This is a genomic window from Microbacterium sp. 18062 (assembly GCF_902706225.1).
Taxonomy (GTDB): Bacteria; Actinomycetota; Actinomycetes; order Actinomycetales; family Microbacteriaceae; genus Microbacterium.
This window is the reverse complement of sequence record NZ_CACSKB010000060.1, coordinates 1-22,353: the sequence shown is the minus strand read 5'-3', so window position 1 is coordinate 22,353 and position 22,353 is coordinate 1. Positions and strand designations below refer to the sequence as shown.

Below are 22,353 nucleotides of genomic sequence, written 5' to 3'. Positions count from 1 at the left end.
GCGGCGGCGAGGGAAGACAGCCCGAGACCGACACCGAGAAGACCCTCGCCACGATCTTCCACGACGTCCTCCACCTCACCGACGACATGACTGTGAGCGCGGACGACGACTTCTTCCACCTCGGCGGAGACAGCATCCTCTCCATGTCGCTCGTGCGCAACGCGCAGCGGCAGGGCCTGAAGCTCACGATCCAGGACGTCTTCACCCTGCGCACGCCAGCCAGACTCTCGGCGGCGATGAACGCCGAAGATCCCAAGGGATCTTCGGCGTTGGAAGACGCGGCGATGGCTGTCGAGCCCCAGCCGATCACGCCGCTCGTGAACCAGCATCGGCTGCGGCTCTCCGATCTCACGCTCGAAGGCCACGTCCTCACAGAGGTCGTCGCTCTTCCCAGGCCGGCGAGCCTCTCGCAGGTGCGGCAGGCCGTCCGCTCGCTTCTGCGCGACGTCGACGGCCTTCGTCAGAGGGTGACGCCGACCAGCCGACTGCTCTGGACGACGGAGGTCGAGCCGTACGCCGAGCAACTCGCGGAGGAATACGTGTCGTCTCACGACCGCGCAACGCTGGCCATCGAGCACGCCGCCTCAGGTCTCAGGGCGCATGTCGTGGAGCGCATCGACATCACGGCGGGAAGGAACCTGCACGTCGCTCTCGTCGATTCCGCGGAGGGCCCCCACGTCGTGGTCGCCGCACATGGGCTCGCGGCAGATCGCCGGAGCATCCACCATCTGGCGGAACGCCTCGTGGCCCTCGTCAGCGGCGCCGGGGAGACACCGCCGCAGCCGTCGATCTCGACGACGTCGACGACGCTCGCCGACCTGGCGCAGTCGGCCGAGTCCGAGGCGGTCCTCGACGAGTGGGCCGACCGGCTTCTCGCGCTCCCCCTCGCCGACAACCGGTCGGATGCAGGACGTCTCGCCATCCGTACCGTGCCCGTGATCTGGCCGGCGGACGCCGACCGTTCCGCTCGTGAGATCGTCGAGGCCGCCTTCGTCGCAGCCGTCGGACAGTGGTCAGACGTGGAACGAGCGATCGACCTGGAGTGGGATCTGCGCTCCCACCTCCGCTCCGACGACGGGGAAGACGAGCTCATCGGCGCTCTGACGGCAGTGTACCCGCGTCTCGCAGGATCGGACGAGGCCGCTCCGATACCGTATGCGCCCTGGCACGACTTGTGGCGCTACCAGAACAAGACCAGCCGAAGGAGACTGCGGCGAGCGCCCACGTCTGATGTGCTGCTCACACAGTTCTTCGGCCGGAAAGCCGACCCAGGGTCGCCCGAGGGATTCGAGCCGCTCTACGGGGTCGTCGCGGGATACCGGATCGCTCCCCACGGGGTCGACCTGCAGCTACGGGGAGTCGATCCGGCCGGGCTGCTGGACCACTGGACCCGGGAGATCGAAACCCACCGTCCCGTCCTCATGACCACCGAAAGCTAAGGAGCACCATCCGATGCGCGTTGTCGTCTTCGGCTTCCAGACGTGGGGGCATCGCACCCTTCGAGCGATCCTCGACTCGCGTCACGAAGTCGTCCTCGTCGTGACCCACTCCGCGGGCAACAGCCCCTACGAGCGGATGTGGTCGGACTCCGTCGAAGACCTGGCGCGCGATGCCAAGATCCCGGTACGCGTGGCCAAGCGTCCCGACGCCGACCTCATCGCCGCGATCGACGGGCTCGACCCCGACATCATCGTCGCGAACAACTGGCGGACGCTGCTCCCCCGCGAGATCTACGCTCGTCCGCGGCTCGGGACGCTGAACATCCACGACTCCCTGCTCCCGGCGTACGCGGGATTCTCGCCGCTGGTCTGGGCTCTCATCAACGGCGAGTCCCACGTGGGCGTGACGGCCCACCTGATGGACGAGGGGCTGGACACCGGGCCTATCATCACCCAGCAGTCCGTCCCCGTGGGGCCCCGGGACCGCACCGTGGACCTCTTCCATCGCACGATCGACGTCATCGAGCCGCTCGTCACAGGTGCGCTCGATCTGCTCGAACGCGGAGAGGCCGTCGCCGTGCCGCAGGACGCGGCACAGGCCACCTATTTCCACAAGCGCAGTGAACAAGACAGCCGCATCGACTGGTCATGGCCGCCGGAGGCCATCGAGCGACTCATCCGGGCGCAGTCCGATCCTTACCCCAACGCCTTCAGCTCCTTCCGCGGGCAGCGGATCAGAGTTCTCAGGGCGTCACTGTCAGCGGGTCGATACGGCGGCACCCCCGGACGCGTCTCCATCGAGGATCACGGCGGCGTCGCCGTCGTTGCGGGTCCGGACGCCTGGCGCGGACGCAACCGAGCCGTCGTCCTGCACGAGCTCCGACTCGACGACGGCCGCGAGGTCGATGCACGCAAGCTGATCGGGGACTCCGGCGCCTATCTGGAATAACCTGCGCACACGACTTCGCCCTGACGGTGATCGATCACCGTCAGGGCGAAGTGCTGGAATGCCTATCTCTGGTTCAGCGCCGACTCCTCCAGCTGGGGCAGGACACGCTCTAGCCCCCACAGCACACCGGTAGGACCGGATGACGTGAAGGCCCTACTGAGCGGATCGTCCGCCCAGATGACGGTGCCGTTCTCCACGGCCGGAAGCTCCGAGAACCGCGGGTCGGACTCCACTGCTTCACGCTCCTCGTCGCTCAGCGCGGAGATAGTGATCACATCGCCGGCGAACTCGTCGAGGTTCTCCATCGAGATAATGACCTGCTCCTCGCCAGGGGTGGGCTGGTTGTCCGCGAAGGTCAGACCGAGGCTCGTGATCCAGCTGTAGGTAGTCGGCAACCGGAGATCGTCGGTGGCCGGCTGATAATATGCGCCGTTGAAGGTGGCCCCTTGCAGTCCTGGGAGCTGCTCGCTCGCTTCCGTCAGCTCAGTGTCCACATCCTCGATCACCTGGGACGCCTCATCCGACTTCCCCGTGAGGAGGCCGAGTTCCGCGATGTACTGCTTCCAGCCGGAATCCTCAGTGACGATGGGCTCGTAGACGGGGGCGATCTGCGAAAGCTGATCATAGACGTCCTCGGCGATGGAGCCTCCGCCCCAGCCTACGATGAGGTCCGGCTCCTGAGCAGCCACGGCCTCGACCGCGGGCACCCAGTCCGTTCCGACCAACGCCGGGTCGTATTCCTCGTAGAGCCCGTCCATCCACGGGTATGCGGCGAGGACGAGCTCCTCGTCCTGATAGCCATCGCCGAAAACCGCGGGCTCGCCCATCGCTCCGAGCGCGTCCGCGAGGATAACGGCGAAGACCACGATCTTTTCCGGCTTCTCCTCCAGGGTGATCTCGCCGTAGTGGGTGGCGACCGTGACGGGGAATGCCTCGTCGTTCGTCGTCGCATCAGGGACGCTCCCCGGTTCGGCCGTGTTGTTCACGCAGCCGGTCACGGCGAGAGCGACGCTGACCACGCCGGCCAGGAGTGCTGTGGAACGCCTTCGCGCTGTGGACAGTCTCATACAGGGGTCCTTCTCTTCTCTCTGGGTGGACTCGACGCACCCCGTCGGCGGGGGCGCCAGGTGCGAGGACATCCGCTCGGCAGGCGCCACGACGACATCACAGGCACGCCGTCCTCGTCGGCGCACGTGCACGAGGACTGGAGCATCAGAGCCTCACTCCTCGTGATCATCGGGTGCAGGTGCGGACGCACGGTCCGCGTGTCAATCCACGAGCGGCAAAATTATCTTATCCTTACCTAAATCTCTACCACAACTATACATGCGGCCCCATCGCCTCAACGAGTGCACTGGCTCCGCCAATCACCCGCGCGCGGAGGCGAACACGTCCGCGTACTCGGGGTAGTAGTCCCCCAGCACGCCGAGTTCGATCGCACGGGCGAAGTTCGGATTCCCGCGATGGTCGCCGATCGAGGCCAGCCGTTTCCTGCCGAAGTACTCCCCCGACACGGCAGGGGGTCCTTCCGGCGCGGGCGGGCGGTCGAGGTCGCCGAGGTTCGCCATGAAGATGTCGTGACAGGCCTGCGTGACCGCCATCGACAGCTCCTCCAGGGTCACGTCCGCGGGCATCGGGAACATGCGACGCTCGATGACCGCGCCGGTGTCGATCCCCGCATCCACACGATGCAGCGTCACCCCGAACTCCACCTCTGCGCGCAGGATGGCGAACGCCGCCGCCACGACCGGAAGCCCCCGGTAGCCCGGGAGAGGGGCACCGTGCACGTTGACGATCGTCAATCCGAGCTCCAGCACTGGCTCACGGAAGATGAACGGATTTCCCGTCGAGCACACCAACCGGTCGGAGGACACCGCATCGATGACGTCGGCGACCCCGTTCACATCGTCGGTGCCGACGCACTCGAACCGTGCCGCCCGCGCCGGAACCACCTCACCCCGAGGATGGATCACCGCGTCGACGGTCTTGCCCGCGGACGCGGCGTGATCGGCGGCGCGCCACACCAGCGCACCCGAACCCACGAGGATCACAGATGCATCCTTTCCTCGGGCAGTGCCCGCATCTTCGAGCCGTCCAGCTCGATCCTCCGACGATAACAGTCAAGATTAGGTAAGGCTAAGATCAGATCCAGTGCTCATACCCGACGTCATCAGGAGCGATAGACCGTGACAGTCGACGCCACAGACGCGACCGCGAAGCCGTGGTCAGCTGCGCCCAGCGGGCAGAACGCACCGCACGCTTCGATGCTTCGCCGCCTCACCGGCCTGGTGATCGCGATGACACTCCTCGTGGCGCTCCTGCTGCTGAGCGTCGCGGTGGGGTCGAAGGACATCCCCCTGCCGGTCGTGATCGATGCGCTGCTGAACGACACCGGCCAGGGGGACGCCTACGTGATCTGGGACATGCGCATCCCCCGCACCGTGGTCGGTCTCGCCATCGGCGCCGCGCTCGGCATCGCGGGGGCGCTAATCCAGGCGCTGACCCGCAACCCGCTCGCCGACCCCGGCATCCTCGGCGTCAATGCCGGCGCGGCGTTCTTCGTCGCGCTCGGCATCGCGGTGTTCGACGTGACCTCGATCGGCGGCTACGTGTGGTTCGCGTTCGCCGGGGCCCTCGTCGTCACCGTCGCCGTGTACGTCATCGGCTCGGCGGGACGCGGCGGCGCCGATCCGATCCAGCTCACCCTCGCCGGTGTCGCGATCGGCGCGGTGCTGAGCGGGATCGTGACCGCGATGGTGCTGATGGACCCCCGGACGTTCGACCGAATGCGCAACTGGAATGCCGGCAGCATCGTCGGACGCGGATGGGACGTGCTCCTGCCCGTCCTGCCGTTCCTCGTGCTCGGCGTGCTGCTCGCGATCGTGGCCGCACGGTCGCTCAACGCGATCGCGCTCGGCGACGATCTCGCCCGTTCCCTCGGCGCCGACATCACCCGCACCCGTGTGCTCGTCATCATCGCCGTGACGCTGCTCGCCGGCGGCGCGACCGCCATCGCCGGGCCCATCGGTTTCGTGGGGCTCATGGTACCGCACATCGCCCGGTGGATCGTCGGACCCGATCAGCGATGGATCCTCGCGTACACCCTCACCCTCGCCCCCTCCCTGGTGCTCGCCGCGGACGTCCTCGGGCGCATCGTCGTCCGACCGGGCGAGTTCCCCGTCGGCATCGTGACCGCGTTCGTCGGGGCGCCGGTGCTCATCCTCCTCGTACGGAGGAAGAAGGCGAGCGGGCTGTGAGCGTGGACTTCGGGCATCGCACGGTGACGATGCGACGCGGCCCGCTGGCGCTGCGATGGCGGCTGCGCACCACCGCCGTCTGCGCCGTGCTGGGTGTGCTCGCCGTCGCGGTGACCATGTGGGCGCTCACCCTCGGCGACTACCCGATCGCCCTCGGCGAGGTGTGGGCGGCGCTCGTGAACGCCCCGGATGCGGGCTTCGCCCGCACCGTCGTCGTCGAGTGGCGCCTCCCCCGCGCCCTGGCCGCCGTCGTGTTCGGCGCCGCGCTCGGTGCCGCGGGCGCGGTGTTCCAGTCGATGACCCGCAACCCGCTGGCGTCGCCCGACATCATCGGGTTCTCTGCCGGCTCCTACACCGGCGCGCTGATCGTCATCATCGTCATGAACAGCTCTTACCTGATGCTCGCCGCGGGCGCGATCGCCGGAGGCCTCGCCACCGCCGCGCTCGTCTACCTGCTGGCGTGGCGGCGCGGCGTGCAGGGGTTCCGGCTCATCATCGTCGGCATCGCCGTCTCCGCCGTGCTCGCCTCGTTCAACACCTGGCTCATGCTCACCGCCGACCTGGAGGTCGCGATGTCCGCTGCCGCCTGGGGCGCTGGGTCGTTGAACGGGATGGGGTGGGAGCCCGCCGCTCTCGGCAGCCTCGTGATCGTGGCCCTTCTCATGGCACTGGCCGTGCTGACCCCGGGGCTACGGCAGCTCGAGCTCGGCGACGACGCCGCCATGGCCACGGGCGCCCGCACGGAGTCGGTGCGCCTATCGGCCATGATCATCGGCGTCGCCCTCACCGCCGTCGTCACCGCGGCCGCGGGCCCCATCTCGTTCATCGCCCTCGCCGCACCGCAGATCGCGCGGCGCCTCGCGCGCACTCCCGGGGTCACCGTCGCGCCCGCCGCGATCACGGGGGCGCTGCTGCTCGCCTGCGCAGACGTCACCGCCCAGCATCTGCTTCCCGTCTCGCTGCCGGTCGGCGTGGTCACCGTCGTCGTCGGCGGCGGCTATCTGGTCTGGCTCATCATCCGCGAGGTACGGCGGCGTTGAGGCCGAGTCGTACCGCTCGCCGCAGCGCGCGGTGCGACTCGGCGAGCGCGAGATCGCCGACAGCGTGAGGCCCCGGGCGACTACGAGGCCCGCTGCGCCCGCTTGCTCACCTTGCCGACCGCCGTGCGGGGGAACTCCGCCACGACCTCGAGCACGTCCGGCAGCTTGTAGGAGGCCAGGCCACGCTCCCGCAGAAAGCGGCGGATCGCGCCCAGCGTCACAACCGCCGGGTCGGCGCCCTCCCGCAGGATCACATACGCCTTGACCCGCTCGCCCAGCACCCGGTCTGCGATCCCGACGACGGAGACGTCGTGAACGCCCTCGTGCCCGAGGACGAGATTCTCCACCTCCTCGGGCGAGACCTTCTCGCCTCCCCGGTTGATCTGGTCCTTCGACCTCCCCACCACCGTGAGATAGCCGCGCTCGTCGCGCTCGACGATGTCGCCCGTACGGTAGAAGCCGTCTTCGGTGAAGCTGATCGCGTTCAGGCCGGGGGCCCGATAGTAGCCGCGGATCGTCGCCGGTCCTCGGGCCAGCAAGTGGCCCGGGGTGCCGGGCGGCACCTCCCGGCCCTCGTCGTCCAGGACGAGCAGCTCGTCGCCCGGCGACGAGGGCAGGCCCTGCGACCTCACCGCCGTCGCCTCGTCGGCGTCGAGCCGCACGTAGTTGACGAGGCCCTCGGCCATCCCGAACCCCTGCTGCAGGAACGCTCCGAGCTCGGGCCGCACGCGTCGGGCCGCCTCCGCGCTGAGCTTCGCACCCCCCACGTGCAGGGTCTCGAGGCTCGACAGGTCGTACCGGTCCTTGAGCGAGGAGTTCAGCCACGCCAGCAGCAGCGGCGGCACGATCGATGCCTGGGTGACGCGATGCTCCTGGATCAGAGGGAACACGGTGTCGGGGCTGCCGTCCGCCGCGAGGACGGCCGTCCCGCCCGCGTTCAGCACTCCGAGGAAGCCCGGCGATCGCACCGACATGCTGTGGCAGATGGGCACCGAGATCAGCTGCACCGAGGCATCCGTGATGCCGCACAGGGGGATGCTGACCCGCACCGAGTGCGTGTAGGTCTCATGCGTGTGCGGGATGAGCTTCGGGTGCCCGGTCGTGCCGCCCGACATCTGCAGCAGGGCGACGTCCTGCGGCAGCGAGCGTCTCTCGTGCGCGATCGGCTCATGTGCGAGCAGCGCGTCGAGCGCGGTCCCGCCGCCGGCCGGGTCGAGCACGATCGTGTGCTCGAGGCCGGGCCATGCCCCCTTCAGCTCCGCCGCGAGCGCCGCGAGGTCTGCGCCGTCGTGCGTGGCGACCGTGACGTAGGCGCGCGCCTCGGTGACCTCGACGAAGTGCTCGATCTCGGTGCGCCGATGCGCCGCCGGCGAGAACACCGGAACGGCCCCGAGCTCCCAGAAGGCGTAGACGAACACGATGAAGTCGGGGATGTTCGGCAGATGCACCACCACCCGGTCGCCGCGGCGGATGCCGAGGCGCTGCAGACCGGCCGCGACACGGAGCACGCGATCCCCCAGCTCGGCGTAGCCGATCCGGGCGTCGCCCGCGATGATCGCGGTCTTCTCCGGATGCCGCGCCACGCTCGCGAACAGCGGCTCGGGGAGGATCTGGTCGATCCAGTGCCCTTCTCTCCGGTAGCGCTCCGCGACGTCTTGCGGGTAGGGCGTGAAACCGTCGAGGACGAGGGGCGCTAGTCCCACGTCAGCTGCCCACGGTCGACGACCATCCGGGAGGAGACCTGATCGGTCGCACCGGGCACGGGCTGGGCTGGATCCTGCCCGAGCGCGACGATCCGGTTGGCGGCATCGACGTGCACGATCCGCGGCTCGTGGGTGAGCAGCTCCGACTCGTCGGCGAGCAGATACGACATGATGATCACCAGGTCGCCGGGGTTCACGAGGTGGGCGGCGGCGCCGTTGATGCAGATCTGGCCCGCTCCGGCCGGGCCGCTGATCACATAGGTCTCGATGCGGGCGCCGTTGGCGATGTCGACAATCTGGACCTTCTCACCCTCCACGAGCCCCGAGGCGCGCACCAGGTCTTCGTCGATGGTGACCGAGCCGACGTAGTGCAGATCGGCCTGGGTGACGGTCGCGCGGTGGATCTTGCTGCCGAGCACTGTGCGGAACATGGTGTCATCCTCTCCCGTTCAGCCGTTCGCGGCGACCGCGCCCTGCGGCTCCGACGGCTGCGCCGACTCCTGCTGGGCGATGAAGTCACGCAGCGACTTGGGGCGCAGATCGGTCCAGGTCTTGTCGATCCAGTCGAGCACCTCCTGGCGAGGGGCGCCGTCCGGAGCCCCGTACACGATCGTCCACCCGCCGGGCACCGGCTTGAAGGTGGGCCAGAGCGAGTACTGCTCCTCGTGGTTGATGAGCGCGTAGAACGTGCCCTCGTCGTCGTCGAATGGGTTCTTCGCCATCGTCGTCTCCTTCGTTCGGTTCGCGGTCTCGTCCGGTGCGCGGTCAGCCGGCCGGCCTCGTGTGCAGGTGCTGTGCTCGTGTGGCGGCCCCGAGGATCTCGGCGGCGCGCACGGAGAGGTTGGACAGGAGCGACGAGCTCAGCCCATGGCTGTGCTCGACGCCGCCGTTGAGGAAGACCCGGCCCTCGAGGTTCGGGATGCGGAGACCGTAGTCGCGCGCGACGATCGGCTCGTCCCCGTCGAAGGCGGCCTCATGCTCGATGCCCGCCCCCAGCAGGTCGCGCGCATCCGCGGCGCGGAAGCCGGTGGCGAACACGACCGCGTCGACCTCGAGGGGCACCGTTCCGCGGTCGCCGAGGTCGCGCAGCGTGACGGCGACCCCCTCGGGTCCTTCGTACAGCTCGGCGATCTCGGTCACACGGTGCACGAACAGGCGGCGCTGCCCACGGAGCTTCTCCTCGTACTCGCGCCGGTACAGGTCCTCGATGAGCTCGCTGTCGACCGCGGCGTAGTTCGTCGACGAATGTACCCGGAGCAGGCGCTCTTTCAGCTCCGCCGGCGCCGTGTAGTACTCGTCGACCGAACCTGGGTCGAAGATGCGGTTGGCGTACGGGGTGTCGTCGGAGGGCACGTAGCCGAAACGACGGATGGAGGCGTGCACCTCCGCGTCGGGGAACGTGTCGTGCAGGAAGGCCGTGACCTCCGCAGCGCTCTGGCCCGCGCCGACGACGAGGAAACGGCCGCGCGACCGGGACGGGAGCTGATCGAGATCGGCGAGCAGCCGGTGGTTGTGGAAGACCCTCCGTCCGACGACGACCCCCTCCGGCAGCACGGGTCGGATGCCCGTTCCGAGCACGATCGTCCCGGCGGGGACTTCTTCGACCGATCCGTGTCGATCGCGCACCGAGACGACGAGACGCCCGTCCTCGTGAGCGACGCGGGTCGCCGTCGCCCCGTACGAGACCGGTACGTCGACGCGAGCGGCCGCCCAGCCGAGGTAGTCGTGGAACTCCCGCCGCATCGGGAAGAAGGTCTTCAGATTGATGAAGTCCGCCAGCCGCCCGCGCTCATGGAGGTAGTTCAGGAACGTGTAGGGACTCGTGGGGTTCCGGAGCGAGACGAGGTCCTTGAGGAAACTGACCTGCATGGTCGCGCCCGGCAGCAGCATGCCGTCGTGCCAGCCGAACCGGGGTTGCCTCTCGATGAAACGAGCACGCACCCGCTCGGCCGGCGGAACGGCCGCGTTCCGCTCCTCGACGGCGATCGCGAGGCTGAGATTGGCCGGTCCGAACCCGATGCCGATGATGTCCACGGCATCGCCGCGCACAGCGTGCGACTCGGGAACGTCGATCTGACGGGTCTCCGTCACCTCCGTTGTGGGCATCGTCGGCACCCCTTCCTCTCCGCACCCCGTCGCCGTCTCAGGGGTTCACCGGACCGACGGTATCAGCCGAAGTTAGATAAGGCTAAGGTTATTTTCACTTCAAATCCTCCCCTCGGAGAAGCACTCCGGCATACACTTAGCCTTGCCTTAGTCAGGGTGCGGAACACGTCGAAGGACGGACGATTGCTGAACACGACACGGCCGAACCGCCACGGCGCCGCGGCATCCCGCGGCATCCCGTCCCCGCACCAGGAGCAGACGGGAGGAGCCTGGTGGTGAGCGAGGCCCGGCTGGCCGTCGAGTCGGCGACGATCGGCTACGACCGCAGAGTGATCTCGCAGGGCCTGACCGTGTCGATCCCGGACGAGTCGTTCACCGTGATCGTCGGGCCGAACGCGTGCGGCAAGTCCACACTGCTACGGGGGCTCTCGCGACTGCTCAAGCCCTCCGGCGGGCGGGTCGTGCTCGACGGCGCCGACATCCACGCCTACAAGGCCAAGGAGGTCGCCCGCCGCATCGGACTGCTGCCGCAGTCCTCGATCGCGCCCGACGGGATCACCGTCGCCGATCTGGTCGCGCGCGGGCGCTATCCGTATCAGAAGCTGATCCGGCAGTGGACCGAAACGGACGAGGAGGCGGTGCTGCGGGCGATGGACGCGACATCCGTGACCGCGCTGTCGGGTCGGCTCGTCGACGAGCTGTCGGGCGGACAGCGGCAGCGCGTGTGGGTGGCGATGGCGCTCGCGCAGGAGACGGGCATCCTGCTCCTGGACGAGCCGACCACGTTCCTGGACATCACGCACCAGATCGAGCTGCTCGAGCTGTTCACGGACCTCAACCTGACGGGACGGACCCTGGTCGCGGTCCTGCACGATCTGAACCACGCAGCCCGCTACGGCACGCATCTGGTCGCCATGAAGGACGGCGCGGTCGTCGCCGAGGGGGCTCCGTCCGACATCGTGACCGCCGAGCTCGTGGAGGAGGTCTTCGGGCTGCGCTGCCTCGTCGTGCCGGACCCCGTGTCCGGCACTCCCTCGGTCGTTCCGCTCGGCCGGGACCGGCGGCGGGACCCGGCGTGACCGCACGTTCCGGCGGCGACCCGGCGGGTCTCGGGCGAGGGCCGCTGACGCGGTGGCTGCCGGTGCTGTGGCAGGCACCGCCGGATCCTCCTCACGCCGACGCCTTCGCCGTCGCCCCCGGCCTGACGCCGCGGCGATTCCTGCTGCGGGTCGTCTTCTCCGTCAAACGGCTCACGGTGCCGGCGACCGCTCTGGCGGTGCTCTGGCAGGTGGGCGAGTCCCTCGTGCCGATCCTCATGGGCATCGCGATCGACCGGGCGCTCGAGACCGGCGACGCCGCGCAGCTCGCACTGTGGCTGGCCTTGCTCGGGCTGAACTTCCTGGCCCTGTCGTTCGCCTTCCGGTTCTCCGCCCAGCTCACCGCCCGCGCGACCGAGCAGGTCCAGCACGGGCTCCGCGCGGCCCTCTCCCGCTCGGTGCTGCATCCGACGGCCGGCTCGGTGCGTCAGCCCGACGGCGGCCTGGTCTCCACGATGACCAACGACGTCACCCGCCTCGCCGCGGTGGGACTCACCGTGTACCCGATCGCCGAGCTCGCCGCTATCGCGTTCATCGCCGTCTCCCTGCTCCTCATCCACTGGCCGCTCGGCGTCTGCGTGCTGATCGGCGCGCCGATCGCGGTGTGGCTGATGGTCCGGCTGAGCGACCGGCTCGCACACGACACCCGCGCGTATCAGACGCTCCTCGCCGAGACGGTCGGGCGGGCGACAGATCTGGTCGCCGGGTACCGGGTGATCAAGGGCGTGCGCGCCGAGGCCGAGGCCACCCGGCGCTACCGCGACGCAAGCCGGAGGACCCTCGCCGGGGCGCACCGCAACATCCGCCTGCTGGGCCGCTTCCTGATCGGCAGCGACACCGTCAGCGGGGTGTTCGTCGCGGGGGTCGCCGGCCTCGCGGCATGGTTCGCACTCACCGGACGGCTCAGCGTGGGCGGGCTGATCGCCGCGGTCGGGCTCGCCCAGGCACTGCTGCCGCCGATGCAGATGCTCGCCCAGAACGCGGTGCCCCTGTGGGCCGGAGCGATCGCCTCCGGCGGCCGCATCCTCGACATCCTGAAGGATGCGGCGACCGGCGAGTCCCCCGAGCAGGAGACCACCGCGATCGCGCCCACGACGGTGCCCGCCGTGACGTTCTCCCTCCCCTCGGACGACGCGGTCCGAGTCGATCCCGGCGAGCTGGTCGGGGTGCGCGCCGACGACCGCACCGCGGCCCGCATCGCCGGCGCCCTGCTCGACCCGCAGGCGCCCGACGCCGTTCCGATCCACCTCGACGGCGTCCCGGCCGCGCGACTGCACCCGGAGGCCTATCGCTCCCGCGTGGTGGTCTCGCCGCACCACGCGACGCTGTTCAGCGGCACGATCGCCGACAACCTCGATGTCCCCGGCGCTCCCCCCGAGTCGCGGGACGCGGCGATGCGAGCGGCCGCATGCGACGACTTCGTCCCCGCGGCCGAAGGCGCGCAGGAGACCGTCGGCGAGATGGGCAACCGCTTCTCCGGCGGGCAGCGCCAACGGCTCGCGCTCGCGCGCGCGCTCGCCGCCGATGCGCCGGTGCTCGTGCTGCACGACCCCACCACCGCGGTCGATTCCGTCACCGAGGCGGCGATCGCATCCGGCCTGCGCGAGATGCGACGCGACCGGTCCACGATCCTCATCGCCTCCTCGCCGGCGCTCCTGAGCGTCTGCGATCGCGTCGTGGACGTACCCGGCACGGAGCGGGGCGATGCTCCATGAGCGACGCGACGGATACCCCGACCGGGGCGTTCCCGGTCGCCAGCGGGAGCCGCACCTGGCGGGAGGTGTGGCGCATCAGCCGCGGACGCCGGCTCGGGCTGGTCGCCGTCGCCGTCCTGGGGGTCGCCAGCGCCGCGATCGGTCTGGTCGCCCCCGCGGTGATCGGCTCCCTCGTGGACCGGGTGCAGGACGGCACGGCCGGGCCCGGCACCCTCGTCTGGGCGACGGTCGCGATGGTCGCGGCCGCGCTCGCTGGCGCGGTGGGCACGGCGCTCACCGTCGTGCTCGCCGGCCACAGCTACCACGCCATGCTCGCCGAACTGCGCGAGCTGCTCATCCATCGGGCGATGGCGCTGCCGCAGGGCGTCGTCGAGCGGGCCGGCACGGGCGATCTCGTGTCGCGATCGAGCGACGACGTCGCGCAGGTCGCCGACGCCGCGCCCCAGATCATCCCGGCCTTCACGATCACCGGGTTCACGGTCGCGGTCACCCTGGTCGGCATGACCGTCCTGGACTGGCGGTACGGCCTCGCCCTCGTCGTCGTCCTCCCGGTCTACGTGATCACCCTGCGCTGGTACCTCGCGACGGCACCGCGCATCTACGGCGCCGAACGCGCCGCCATGAGCGTGAGAGCGCAGCAGCTCCTGGAATCCCAGCGCGGCCATGCCACCGTGCTCGGCTTCGGCCTCGCCGGACGACGACACCAGCGGGTGCTCCGCGCGTCCTGGGCGGTCGTCACCCATTCCCTGCGCGCCCGCACCGTGCAGAACATGTTCTTCGGCCGGCTCAACCTTGCCGAGTACCTCGGCATGGCCGCGATCCTCGTGACCGGGTTCTGGCTCATCGGCGCCGGCCAGTCCACCGTGGGGGCCGCCACCACGGCGATGCTGCTGTTCCTGCGTCTGTTCGGCCCGATCAACCAGCTCCTCTTCGTCGTCGACGTCCTCCAATCCGTGCTCGCCTCCCTGAACCGCATGGTCGGCGTCATCGCCATTCCCACCGCGGCCGCCGGCTCGGGCGATGCGGATGATGCGGTGGACACGGCAGCCGAGACGACGAACGCGGACGGCGCCCGGGACGCCGCGGCGTCCCCTTCCGTTCGGCTCCGGGGGGTCGGATTCGGCTACGGCGACGGCCGTCCGGCGCTCGACGGCATCGGGCTGACCATCCTGGCCGGCGAGCACGTCGCGGTGGTCGGCGCCTCCGGGGCGGGGAAGACGACGCTGGCCGGCGTCGTCGCCGGCATCCACGAACCGCACGAGGGAACCGTGACCAGCCCGCGCCGCACCGCGGTCATCACGCAGGAGATGCACGTGTTCGCCGGGACGCTGCGCGAGAACCTCACGCTCGCTGCGCCCGATGCCACCGACGAGGCAGTGCGCGCCGCGCTCGAGACGACCGGCGCCGCCGGCCTGGTCGACCTCCTCCCCCTCGGCCTGGACACGCCCCTCGGCACCGCCGGACATACGCTGACCGCCGCACAGACCCAGCAGGTCGCACTCGCCCGCGTGGTGCTCGCCGACCCGGAGCTCGCGATCTTCGACGAAGCGACCGCCGAGGCCGGGTCGACGCATGCCGAGCTGCTCGACCGCGCCGCCTCCGCCGCCCTCCGCGGCCGCACCGGACTCGTGATCGCCCACCGCCTGTCGCAGGCGATGACCTGCGACAGGATCGTGGTCATGGATCGGGGCCGGATCATCGAGGATGGAACCCACGCGTCCCTGGTGGCCGCCGGCGGACGCTATGCACGTCTCTGGGCCGCGTGGCAGGGCTCGCCGGGACGGTGATCCCCGGGTTCACGGGCTGAGCTATTCTGATGCTCGTATACCCCACGCAACACCCGTCATCCGCCGATCGACACCTGTGCTCATGCGATGGCCCGCGAGTTGCGTGGTGCACGCAAGGAATCCATGCCCGACCTGATCAACGTGATCGAGATGTACCTCAAGTCAGTGCTTGAGATGCAGGAGGCCGGCATGCCCAAACGCCGCGTGCACATCTCCAAGCGCCTGAGGCAGTCAGGGCCCACCGTGACCAAGACGGTGCGTCGGATGGAACGCGACGGCCTGGTCTCGTTCTCCTCCGACGACAAGAAGCTCGCGTTCACGCCGCAGGGCTTTCAGGGCGCCCTGCGGGTGATGCGCAAGCACCGGCTCGCCGAGTGCTTCCTCGACACGGTGGTCGGGCTGGACTGGACGCTCGTGCACGAGGAGGCATGCCGCTGGGAGCATGTGATGAGCGACCTCGTGACCGAGCGCATCGACGAGTCCCTCGGACATCCGGAACGCTCCCCGTACGGCAACCCCATCCCGTCCGCAGGCGCGACCCGCTGGGATCCGCTCGAAGACCGCCCCGAGGTCTCCAACCTCATGCGGTTCCTGCACGACGCCGGCTCGGAACGAGAGGCGTCGATCGCGTGGATCGGCGAGGCGGTCCAGGCCGAGCCGCAGCTGCTCGGCCAGCTGCGGACCGCCGGCGCGGTGCCGGGAGCGCGCGTGATCGCCTCGCTGCACGGCTCGTCGGTGCTGCTGCACGACGCGGCCTCCGACGCACTGCTCGAGCTGCAGCACCCGACGGCGGCACAGCTCTTCGTGCGCCCGTAGCGTGTTCGTGCGCCCGTCACGGCCGCGGGCGGGACCGGGTGGCACGGGCGGCGCCGCACTACCCCACCGCCCGCCGGTACAGTACCTCCGGTCTGCCGCGGGCGCCGAAGCGGTGCGAGACGGTGACCTCGCCGGCGCGGGTCAGGTGGTCGAGGTAGCGGCGCACCGTCGGCGCGGAGGCGCCCGAGCGCTCCACGACGTCGCGTACGCTCGAGGCGCGTACGGGATCGAGAGCCTCCCGCACCAGCTGCAGGGTCGACGCCGACAGCCCCTTCGCCAGCGGGAGCGTCGCCGTCGTCGCGGGGCCGTCCCGGCGCCCTGCAGCGATCGCGTCGATGTCGCCCTGACCCAGCGGCAGGCCCGCCTCGCGCACCCGCTCGCTGCGCGAATCGCGATACGCGGCGAGCCGGCTGACGAACGCCTCCTTGGTGAAGGGCTTCACGAGGTAGCCGACCACGTGCGCCGACAGGGCCTGTCGCACGGTCGTCGTGTCGCGGGCCGAGCTGATCACCAGCACGTCCACGTCCCAATCGCGGACGCTCCGCATCCGGTGCAGCACCTCGATGCCGCTGAAGTCGGGCAGATTCATGTCGAGCAGCACGAGATCCACGCCGGGCCGGGTGACCAGCCGCGCAGCGCTCGCGCCGGTGCGGGCGACGCCGACGAGCGTGAAACCCTCGACGACGGCGAGGTACCCGGAGTGCAGGCGCTGGGCGGCGGGATCGTCGTCGACGATCACGGTGCGGATCCCGCTCATGCCCGGCTCCCGGCCGGCGCCGTCACGGGCGCATCGACGGTGAACAGCGCTCCCCCGGCCGGCGCGACACCGACCTCGATCGAGCCGCCCCGCGCGCCGACGGCGCGGCGCACGAGGTCCAGTCCCACGCCGCGCTCCTCCCCCCGCGACGAGACGCCACGGTCGAACACCCGCGCGACCTGATCGCTCGGGATGCCGGGTCCATCGTCACCGACCTCCAGGTGCACCCTGTCGGCATCGGCCACCAGGAGCACGTCCACACGCGAGGCCGCCGCCTCGGCGGCGTTGCGGCAGAGGTTGGACAGGATGAGCAGATCGTCATCGCCGATGGTCCCCCGTTCGACGGCGGATCCCTCCCGGACGACCAGCTCCCCGCCGCGGGCGCCGAGCCCGGCCGCCGTCGCATCCAGGATCGCCCGCGCACGCGGATCGTCGATCCCCCTCGCGTCCGCGGCGTCGGTCATGACCGGAACGATCCCGCCGATGTACTCCAGCGCGGCGCGCGGATCATCCTCGGCGACGAGACCCCGGATCACGTGCAGTCGGGTATGGAACTCGTGCGCCTGATCGCGCAGCGCCGCAGCCACCCGCCGCTGCGACGCCAGCTCGAGGCCCTGCTCCTCGAGGCGCCGCACGCGCCGCCGCACGAGCGAGGTGAGCGCGGCGCTCACCAGGCATCCGACGACCACCGACCCGACCACCCACGGCAGCAGCCCCGCCACGGCACGGTCGAAGCTCGCGGCGATCTCGCTCTCGAGCACCCCCACCGAGACCGTGCCCACGACCTCGCTCCCGTCCCTGACAGGCACCTTCGCGCGCAGGGTCGGACCGAGCGTGCCGGTCTCGGTGCCGACGAACGACTTCCCCGCGAGCACGTCGCTCGGGTCGGTGGACACGGGCCTGCCGCGCTCGGCGGCGATCGGATGGGTGATCCGGATGCCGGCGGCATCGGTGATGACGACGTAGTCGACGCCGGAGGACCGGGCGACGATATCGGCCAACGGCTGCAGCTGCGCCGTCGCCGCGGCGCAGGGCTCCTGCACGCCGATACGCACCTGATCGAGGTCGGCGAGACTCTCCGACACGTCGAGCACGCGGTCGAGAGTGCTCTCGCGGATGCTGCGCTCCTGCACCGTCACGGCGATCGCGGTCGTGATCCCGACGCACAGCAGCACGACCAGGCACTGCATGATCAGAACGAACACGACGCGGCCTCGGAGCGCGGGGCCGGGGGAGACCTCGGGCATCCGCACCTCCGTCGGCGTGATCATCAATGAGCGCAACGGCCGCATCCGGCCCGGGGCAGTCGCGGCCCTGTCATCCTACTTCGCACAGTGAACCCGCACATCGCAGTGCGGCGGAGGGCCAGGGTGGGTCGGACAATCATGCGTCAGAGAATCATCGGAACGATCGTCGGCGTCACCGCCGCAGCGCTGTTCGCCGTCGCCGCGATCAATGCCAGCGCAGGCGGCAGCGGCGAGAGCCCGCGGGCGAAGCTGACCCTCATCGCCCCTGCGGCGCCGGGCGGCGGCTGGGACGGATTCGCCCGCGAGGCGCAGCACATCATGCGCACCAACGCGATCGGCAGCGCGATCCAGGTCGTGAACATCCCCGGCGCCTCAGGCACGATCGGCCTCGGCGCCCTGGCCGAGATGGACGACCGCCACGACGTGATGATGGTCACCGGCGGCGTCATGGTCGGCGGCATCCTGATCAACAACTCGTCGGTCGACCTCGAGGACGTCACCCCGATCGCCCGTCTCGCCGACGACTTCAACGTCCTGGTCGTCCCCGGGGACTCACCGTACGACACGCTCGACGACTTCATGGCCGACCTCGCGACGAATCCCGGGGGCACCGCCGTCGCCGGCGGGTCTCTCGGGGGCATCGACCATCTGCTGGCCGGGATGCTCGGCCAGGCGGCCGGCGTCGACCCGTCCTCGATCAACTACCTCGCCTACCCCGGCGGCGGCGAGGTGGTCACCTCGATCCTCTCGCACACGGCGAAGGCCGGTCTGTCCGGGTACAACGAGTTCCGCGACCAGATCGAAGCCGGAAACCTCCGCGCCCTCGCCGTCAGCGCCGCGGAGCCGGTCGACGGCATCGACGTGCCGACCTTCGTCGAGCAGGGCTACGACGTGGCGATGTCGAACTGGCGCGGCTACGTCGCCCCGCCGGGCATCAGCGACGAGGTGCGCGACGAGCTGGTCGCCATGGTCACCGAGATGCGCGAGACCCCCGAGTGGGAAGACGCGCTCCGCCGCTACGACTGGGTCGACAGCTACATGGTCGGCGCCGAGTTCGAGGAGTTCATCCGCACCGAGACGGAGCGGACCGAGGCGATCGTGAAGGAGCTGGGACTGTGAGCATCACCGAACCCCCCACCGACACCACCGGAACCCTGCGCATCCAGCAGACCCCGCGCTGGTTCACCGGCCGCAGCGAGCTGATCGTGGTCGCCGGGGTCCTGGCGCTCGCGGCGGCGATGACCGTCGGGATCGTCGCCATGGAGGTACCCGAGGGCACCGCCTTCCCCGGGCCCCAGTTCTTCCCGATCATCGTGACGGTCTTCCTCTACGGCGTCGGGCTCGCGCTCGCGGTCTCCGTGCTCGTCTCGCCCCGCCGCGCGCACGTCTCCGACGACCCGACCGAGGTGTCCACCGACATGCTCGAGGACCTCGGCTCGATCGACGACACCAGTGAGATCCGGATCGTCGCCCCCGAAGGCCAGGTGGCCCGGCAGCCCGAGTCGGCGGCGACCCCGATCGACTGGAAGACCGTCGGCATCACCGTCGGCGCGCTGGCCGCGTTCATCGTCGTGCTCCCGTTCGTCGGATGGCTGCTCTCGGCCGCCGGCCTGTTCTGGGTGCTCTCGTGGGCGTTCGGCAGCCGCCGACCGCTCCTGGACATCGGCACAGCGATCATCATCTCCTCGTTCATCCAGCTGGCGTTCGGGCAGGGCCTCGGACTCTCGCTTCCCGCCGGCATCCTGGAAGGGGCCTTCCCATGGATCAGCTGACGCACCTGCTCGAGGGGTTCGCAGTCGCCTTCACTCCGCAGAACCTGCTGTTCCTGGTGATCGGCGCCGTCCTCGGCACGGCCGTGGGCGTGCTTCCCGGACTCGGGTCCGCGATGGCCGTCGCGCTCCTGCTGCCGGTGACCTTCAGCCTCGATCCGACCGGCGCGTTCATCATGTTCGCGAGCATCTACTTCGGCGGGCTGTTCGGCGATTCCACCTCCGGCATCCTGCTGAACACCCCCGGCAACTCGTCCGCGATCGCGACGACGTTCGAGGGGCATCGGATGGCGAAGAGCGGACGCGCGGCCAAGGCCCTGGGAACCTCCGCGATCGGCGCGTTCACCGGCGGCATGATCGCCTGCGCCCTGGTCGTGTTCTTCGCCCCCTACATCGTCGAGCTCGCGAAGGTCTTCGGCCCCGCCGAGTATTTCGCCCTCGCCGTGTTCGCGTTCGTGGCGATCTCCGCCGTCGTCGCCGACTCGATCGTCCGAGGCCTGGTGGCCCTCGGGATCGGGTTCGCGCTCGCGATGGTCGGCATCGACGGGATGAGCGGCGCCGAGCGGTTCACGATGGGAAGCCCGGTGCTCTTCGACGGCATCTCGATCATCGTCATCACCGTCGGCCTGCTCGCCATCGGGGAGGTCATCCACGTGTCCGCGCGCATCCGCGTCGACAAGAGCACGAGCAAGCTGGTCGACCCTACCGGCACGCCCTTCCTGTCGCGGTCGGACTGGCGCAAGGCCCTGCCCGCGTTCCTGCGCGGCACGGCGTTCGGCGTGCCGTTCGGCGCCATCCCCGTCGGCGGATCGGAGGTTCCCACCTTCCTCGCCTACGGCACCGAGAAACGGCTCGCCAAGCGTCGCGGCGACACGGAGTTCGGCACGACCGGATCGATCCGCGGTGTCGCCGCCCCCGAGGCGGCGGGCAACGCGACCGCAGGCTCGGCGATGGGCGCGCTGCTGGGGCTCGGTCTTCCCACCTCGGCCACGGCGGCGATGATGATCGCCGCGTTCCAGCAGTACGGCATGCAGCCGGGTCCTCTGCTGTTCGAGCGCAGCGGAGACCTCGTGTGGCCCCTGCTGGCGAGCCTGTTCCTGGGCCTGATCATCCTGCTGATCATCAACCTGCCGTTCGCTGCGGTCTGGGCCAAGCTCCTGCTCATCCCCCGCCACTACCTGTACGCGACCATCACCGTGCTGTCGGTGCTCGGCGTCTACGCGATCGGATCACGCACCGTCGACCTGTGGATGGCCCTCGGCATCGGCGTCGTCGGATTCGGCATGCGGCATTTCTCGATCCCTCTCGCCCCCGTCCTGATCGCCGCGATCCTCGGGCCGATGGCCGAGACCCAGCTGCGGCGCGCGCTGGCGGTGTCCGAGGGAGACCCCGGCATCCTCGCGTCCACCCCGCTGACCCTCGCGCTCTACCTCCTGCTCGCCGTGGTCGTCGGCTTCAGCGTCTTCCAGCACCTGCGCCACGCTCGGCGGGAGCGTGCGGGAGCCCGCGACCGGGAGAAGGTCGGCGCGGACGCGTGAGCGGAACGCTGCGTCTGCACGACTCCTCCGCACCCTGACGGCCCCGTCGCGTCGGGCGGCGCTTCGGACTGACGCCGGCGTTCGAGGTCATGGCGCGTAGCGCCCGTTCGGAAGCTCGGCGCGGCCGCCGACGGGCGCGCATGGCACTCAGCGCCGGCCTCGCGGTGGTCTTGGCCGGAGGCGCCCCTGCGGCGGCAGCGGCAGGTCTGTTCACCTGGACCGGTTGGGCACGCGACCCCGACATCACGTACTCATTCACCCTGCCGAGCGGTCGAGAGTGCGAGGAACGGACCCTGATCAACCACGACACCACCGTCGGCGACGGCACCGAGACTCACTCTCCGGTCGGAGCGGCCCTGAAGCGGTGGGCCGTGCCCGCCTCGGCGTCGTCCCCAAGACCGAGGCCGGGCCGACCTCGGACGATCTGTACGCGAACGCCGTCGACGGAGCGCTGCTGCGCCTGCTGCAGGAGGAGGCAGCCACGATGGGCGGATCGGTGACCGGCCGACCAACCTTCAGATGAAGTGCGAACCCCGCCCGGTGACCAGGTCCGACGGACAACGCGGCCGTCCCCGGCGACTCGCAGAGGGCGGTCATCGGGAACATTCTCCGACTCAGTCCTCGTGCGGCGAGCCACTACGACGATAGGCTGCGGCGCATGACGAATGAATCCCCATCGCAGAATGGTCCGCTCGGTGGCAGGACGGGGGCTACGGTGGTCGCGATCGTTCCCATCGTCGCGCTTGTCGTGTTCCTCATCCTCGGCTTCACGCTCGGCGCGTGGGCGTGGGCGTGGGTGTTCTTCCTCGCCATCCCGATCGTCGCTCTCATCGTCTACGGGCCCAGCCGCAGTTAGACATGTCGCACAGCAGCACGCTTCGTCCTTCTCTACAGGCTCGATGAGCCCCAGAGGTGCCGGGCCCACGGCCCTCGGTTGTCGACCCGCACGTCCACGATGTAATCCCGGATGGTGCCGGCGACGCGTCCACGGCCATCCGGGAACGCGCCTACGGCGTGGCAGGGGCCACGCCTGCACCAGCAACGGGGAGGGCAAGACCAGCGTCAACCCCTCGACGTTCCCACGCGGCGAGGCGTGTACTGGTCGCATGAGCCTTCCCGACACGAACCCGCCC

At 70.0% G+C, this 22,353-nt stretch carries 21 protein-coding genes; 13 read left to right on the top strand and 8 right to left on the bottom strand.

Annotated elements, in window-relative coordinates; translation table 11 throughout:
• Positions 1 to 1,439: phosphopantetheine-binding protein (locus GVL03_RS16745; RefSeq protein WP_159502145.1), on the top strand; the 1,439-nt coding region annotated here is incomplete at its 5' end.
• A 13-nt stretch (positions 1,440 to 1,452) separates the two neighbouring features.
• Positions 1,453 to 2,388: a methionyl-tRNA formyltransferase gene (locus GVL03_RS16740; protein ID WP_159502144.1), complete on the top strand. Its 936-nt coding sequence runs from the start codon at positions 1,453 to 1,455 to the stop codon at positions 2,386 to 2,388.
• Between the two features lie 62 nt (positions 2,389 to 2,450).
• Here the strand turns inward: GVL03_RS16740 and GVL03_RS16735 are convergent, their stop codons facing one another.
• Both GVL03_RS16735 and GVL03_RS16730 read right to left on the bottom strand, forming a co-directional pair.
• Positions 2,451 to 3,455, bottom strand: coding sequence for an ABC transporter substrate-binding protein (locus tag GVL03_RS16735; RefSeq protein ID WP_159502143.1), 1,005 nt, complete (start codon positions 3,453 to 3,455; stop codon positions 2,451 to 2,453).
• Between the two features lie 300 nt (positions 3,456 to 3,755).
• Entirely contained in the window at positions 3,756 to 4,439 is a 684-nt protein-coding gene (locus GVL03_RS16730) for a formyltransferase family protein (protein WP_159502142.1), read from the bottom strand.
• Between the two features lie 135 nt (positions 4,440 to 4,574).
• Here GVL03_RS16730 and GVL03_RS16725 point away from each other — a divergent pair, with 135 nt between their 5' ends.
• Both GVL03_RS16725 and GVL03_RS16720 read left to right on the top strand, forming a co-directional pair.
• Positions 4,575 to 5,645, top strand: coding sequence for an iron ABC transporter permease (locus GVL03_RS16725; protein WP_235038208.1), 1,071 nt, complete (start codon positions 4,575 to 4,577; stop codon positions 5,643 to 5,645).
• A complete protein-coding gene (locus GVL03_RS16720; RefSeq protein WP_235038207.1) occupies positions 5,642 to 6,685 on the top strand; it encodes an iron chelate uptake ABC transporter family permease subunit in 1,044 nt (347 codons plus the stop codon). The genes GVL03_RS16725 and GVL03_RS16720 overlap by 4 nt, the downstream gene beginning before the upstream one ends.
• Positions 6,686 to 6,765: 80 nt before the next feature.
• On the opposite strand, the gene GVL03_RS16715 is transcribed toward GVL03_RS16720, so the two are convergent.
• Genes GVL03_RS16715 through GVL03_RS16700 form a run of 4 tightly spaced genes read right to left on the bottom strand, consistent with a single transcriptional unit; the run spans position 6,766 to position 10,494 of the window.
• Positions 6,766 to 8,388: an AMP-binding protein gene (locus GVL03_RS16715; protein ID WP_159502141.1), complete on the bottom strand. Its 1,623-nt coding sequence runs from the start codon at positions 8,386 to 8,388 to the stop codon at positions 6,766 to 6,768.
• Positions 8,379 to 8,819, bottom strand: coding sequence for an aspartate 1-decarboxylase (panD, locus tag GVL03_RS16710; RefSeq protein WP_159502140.1), 441 nt, complete (start codon positions 8,817 to 8,819; stop codon positions 8,379 to 8,381). Before panD ends, GVL03_RS16715 begins: the two co-directional genes overlap by 10 nt.
• An 18-nt stretch (positions 8,820 to 8,837) precedes the next feature.
• On the bottom strand, positions 8,838 to 9,110 hold the full coding sequence (locus GVL03_RS16705; RefSeq protein WP_159502139.1) for an MbtH family protein: 273 nt from the start codon (positions 9,108 to 9,110) through the stop codon (positions 8,838 to 8,840).
• A gap of 43 nt (positions 9,111 to 9,153) precedes the next feature.
• Entirely contained in the window at positions 9,154 to 10,494 is a 1,341-nt protein-coding gene (locus tag GVL03_RS16700) for a lysine N(6)-hydroxylase/L-ornithine N(5)-oxygenase family protein (RefSeq protein ID WP_159502138.1), read from the bottom strand.
• A gap of 272 nt (positions 10,495 to 10,766) precedes the next feature.
• Here GVL03_RS16700 and GVL03_RS16695 point away from each other — a divergent pair, with 272 nt between their 5' ends.
• The 4 genes from GVL03_RS16695 to GVL03_RS16680 all read left to right on the top strand — a co-directional run bounded on the left by GVL03_RS16695 (position 10,767) and on the right by GVL03_RS16680 (position 15,909).
• Positions 10,767 to 11,573 carry an ABC transporter ATP-binding protein gene (locus GVL03_RS16695; RefSeq protein WP_200847215.1) on the top strand — a complete coding sequence of 269 codons (807 nt, stop codon included), beginning with the start codon at positions 10,767 to 10,769 and terminating at the stop codon, positions 11,571 to 11,573.
• Positions 11,570 to 13,306, top strand: coding sequence for an ABC transporter ATP-binding protein (locus GVL03_RS16690; RefSeq protein WP_200847214.1), 1,737 nt, complete (start codon positions 11,570 to 11,572; stop codon positions 13,304 to 13,306). Before GVL03_RS16695 ends, GVL03_RS16690 begins: the two co-directional genes overlap by 4 nt.
• Positions 13,303 to 15,093 carry an ABC transporter ATP-binding protein gene (locus tag GVL03_RS16685; RefSeq protein ID WP_159502137.1) on the top strand — a complete coding sequence of 597 codons (1,791 nt, stop codon included), beginning with the start codon at positions 13,303 to 13,305 and terminating at the stop codon, positions 15,091 to 15,093. Before GVL03_RS16690 ends, GVL03_RS16685 begins: the two co-directional genes overlap by 4 nt.
• Positions 15,094 to 15,216: 123 nt before the next feature.
• Positions 15,217 to 15,909, top strand: a complete 693-nt coding sequence (locus GVL03_RS16680) for a metal-dependent transcriptional regulator (RefSeq protein WP_159502136.1) — start codon at positions 15,217 to 15,219, stop codon at positions 15,907 to 15,909.
• A 58-nt stretch (positions 15,910 to 15,967) separates the two neighbouring features.
• On the opposite strand, the gene GVL03_RS16675 is transcribed toward GVL03_RS16680, so the two are convergent.
• The gene (locus GVL03_RS16675; RefSeq protein ID WP_159502135.1) at positions 15,968 to 16,666 is read right to left on the bottom strand and encodes a response regulator; all 699 of its coding nucleotides are present in this window, start codon (positions 16,664 to 16,666) and stop codon (positions 15,968 to 15,970) included.
• On the bottom strand, positions 16,663 to 17,937 hold the full coding sequence (locus GVL03_RS16670; protein ID WP_235038206.1) for a sensor histidine kinase: 1,275 nt from the start codon (positions 17,935 to 17,937) through the stop codon (positions 16,663 to 16,665). The genes GVL03_RS16675 and GVL03_RS16670 overlap by 4 nt, the downstream gene beginning before the upstream one ends.
• Before the next feature lie 114 nt (positions 17,938 to 18,051).
• Between GVL03_RS16670 and GVL03_RS16665 the strand changes: the two genes are divergently transcribed.
• The 5 genes from GVL03_RS16665 (at position 18,052) to GVL03_RS16645 (ending at position 22,076) form a co-directional block, all read left to right on the top strand.
• Positions 18,052 to 19,032, top strand: coding sequence for a tripartite tricarboxylate transporter substrate binding protein (locus GVL03_RS16665; RefSeq protein ID WP_159502134.1), 981 nt, complete (start codon positions 18,052 to 18,054; stop codon positions 19,030 to 19,032).
• Complete coding sequence (locus GVL03_RS16660; protein ID WP_200847213.1) at positions 19,029 to 19,685, top strand: tripartite tricarboxylate transporter TctB family protein; 657 nt, start codon at positions 19,029 to 19,031, stop codon at positions 19,683 to 19,685. The genes GVL03_RS16665 and GVL03_RS16660 overlap by 4 nt, the downstream gene beginning before the upstream one ends.
• Positions 19,673 to 21,220: a tripartite tricarboxylate transporter permease gene (locus tag GVL03_RS16655; RefSeq protein ID WP_159502133.1), complete on the top strand. Its 1,548-nt coding sequence runs from the start codon at positions 19,673 to 19,675 to the stop codon at positions 21,218 to 21,220. The genes GVL03_RS16660 and GVL03_RS16655 overlap by 13 nt, the downstream gene beginning before the upstream one ends.
• A gap of 364 nt (positions 21,221 to 21,584) precedes the next feature.
• Positions 21,585 to 21,743: a hypothetical protein gene (locus GVL03_RS16650; protein ID WP_159502132.1), complete on the top strand. Its 159-nt coding sequence runs from the start codon at positions 21,585 to 21,587 to the stop codon at positions 21,741 to 21,743.
• A gap of 135 nt (positions 21,744 to 21,878) precedes the next feature.
• Entirely contained in the window at positions 21,879 to 22,076 is a 198-nt protein-coding gene (locus GVL03_RS16645; RefSeq protein ID WP_159502131.1) for a hypothetical protein, read from the top strand.
• Positions 22,077 to 22,353: the final 277 nt, after the last annotated feature.

Bases quoted from the DNA above. Each gene is read 5' to 3' on its own strand.
- GVL03_RS16740 (WP_159502144.1), top strand. From the start codon at position 1,453: ATGCGCGTTGTCGTCTTCGGCTTCCAGACGTGGGGGCATCGCACCCTT.
- GVL03_RS16735 (WP_159502143.1), bottom strand. From the start codon at position 3,455: ATGAGACTGTCCACAGCGCGAAGGCGTTCCACAGCACTCCTGGCCGGC.
- panD (WP_159502140.1), bottom strand. From the start codon at position 8,819: ATGTTCCGCACAGTGCTCGGCAGCAAGATCCACCGCGCGACCGTCACC.
- GVL03_RS16705 (WP_159502139.1), bottom strand. From the start codon at position 9,110: ATGGCGAAGAACCCATTCGACGACGACGAGGGCACGTTCTACGCGCTC.
- GVL03_RS16700 (WP_159502138.1), bottom strand. From the start codon at position 10,494: ATGCCCACAACGGAGGTGACGGAGACCCGTCAGATCGACGTTCCCGAG.
- GVL03_RS16685 (WP_159502137.1), top strand. From the start codon at position 13,303: ATGAGCGACGCGACGGATACCCCGACCGGGGCGTTCCCGGTCGCCAGC.
- GVL03_RS16680 (WP_159502136.1), top strand. From the start codon at position 15,217: ATGCCCGACCTGATCAACGTGATCGAGATGTACCTCAAGTCAGTGCTT.
- GVL03_RS16675 (WP_159502135.1), bottom strand. From the start codon at position 16,666: ATGAGCGGGATCCGCACCGTGATCGTCGACGACGATCCCGCCGCCCAG.
- GVL03_RS16670 (WP_235038206.1), bottom strand. From the start codon at position 17,937: ATGATCACGCCGACGGAGGTGCGGATGCCCGAGGTCTCCCCCGGCCCC.
- GVL03_RS16665 (WP_159502134.1), top strand. From the start codon at position 18,052: ATGCGTCAGAGAATCATCGGAACGATCGTCGGCGTCACCGCCGCAGCG.
- GVL03_RS16655 (WP_159502133.1), top strand. From the start codon at position 19,673: ATGGATCAGCTGACGCACCTGCTCGAGGGGTTCGCAGTCGCCTTCACT.
- GVL03_RS16645 (WP_159502131.1), top strand. From the start codon at position 21,879: ATGACGAATGAATCCCCATCGCAGAATGGTCCGCTCGGTGGCAGGACG.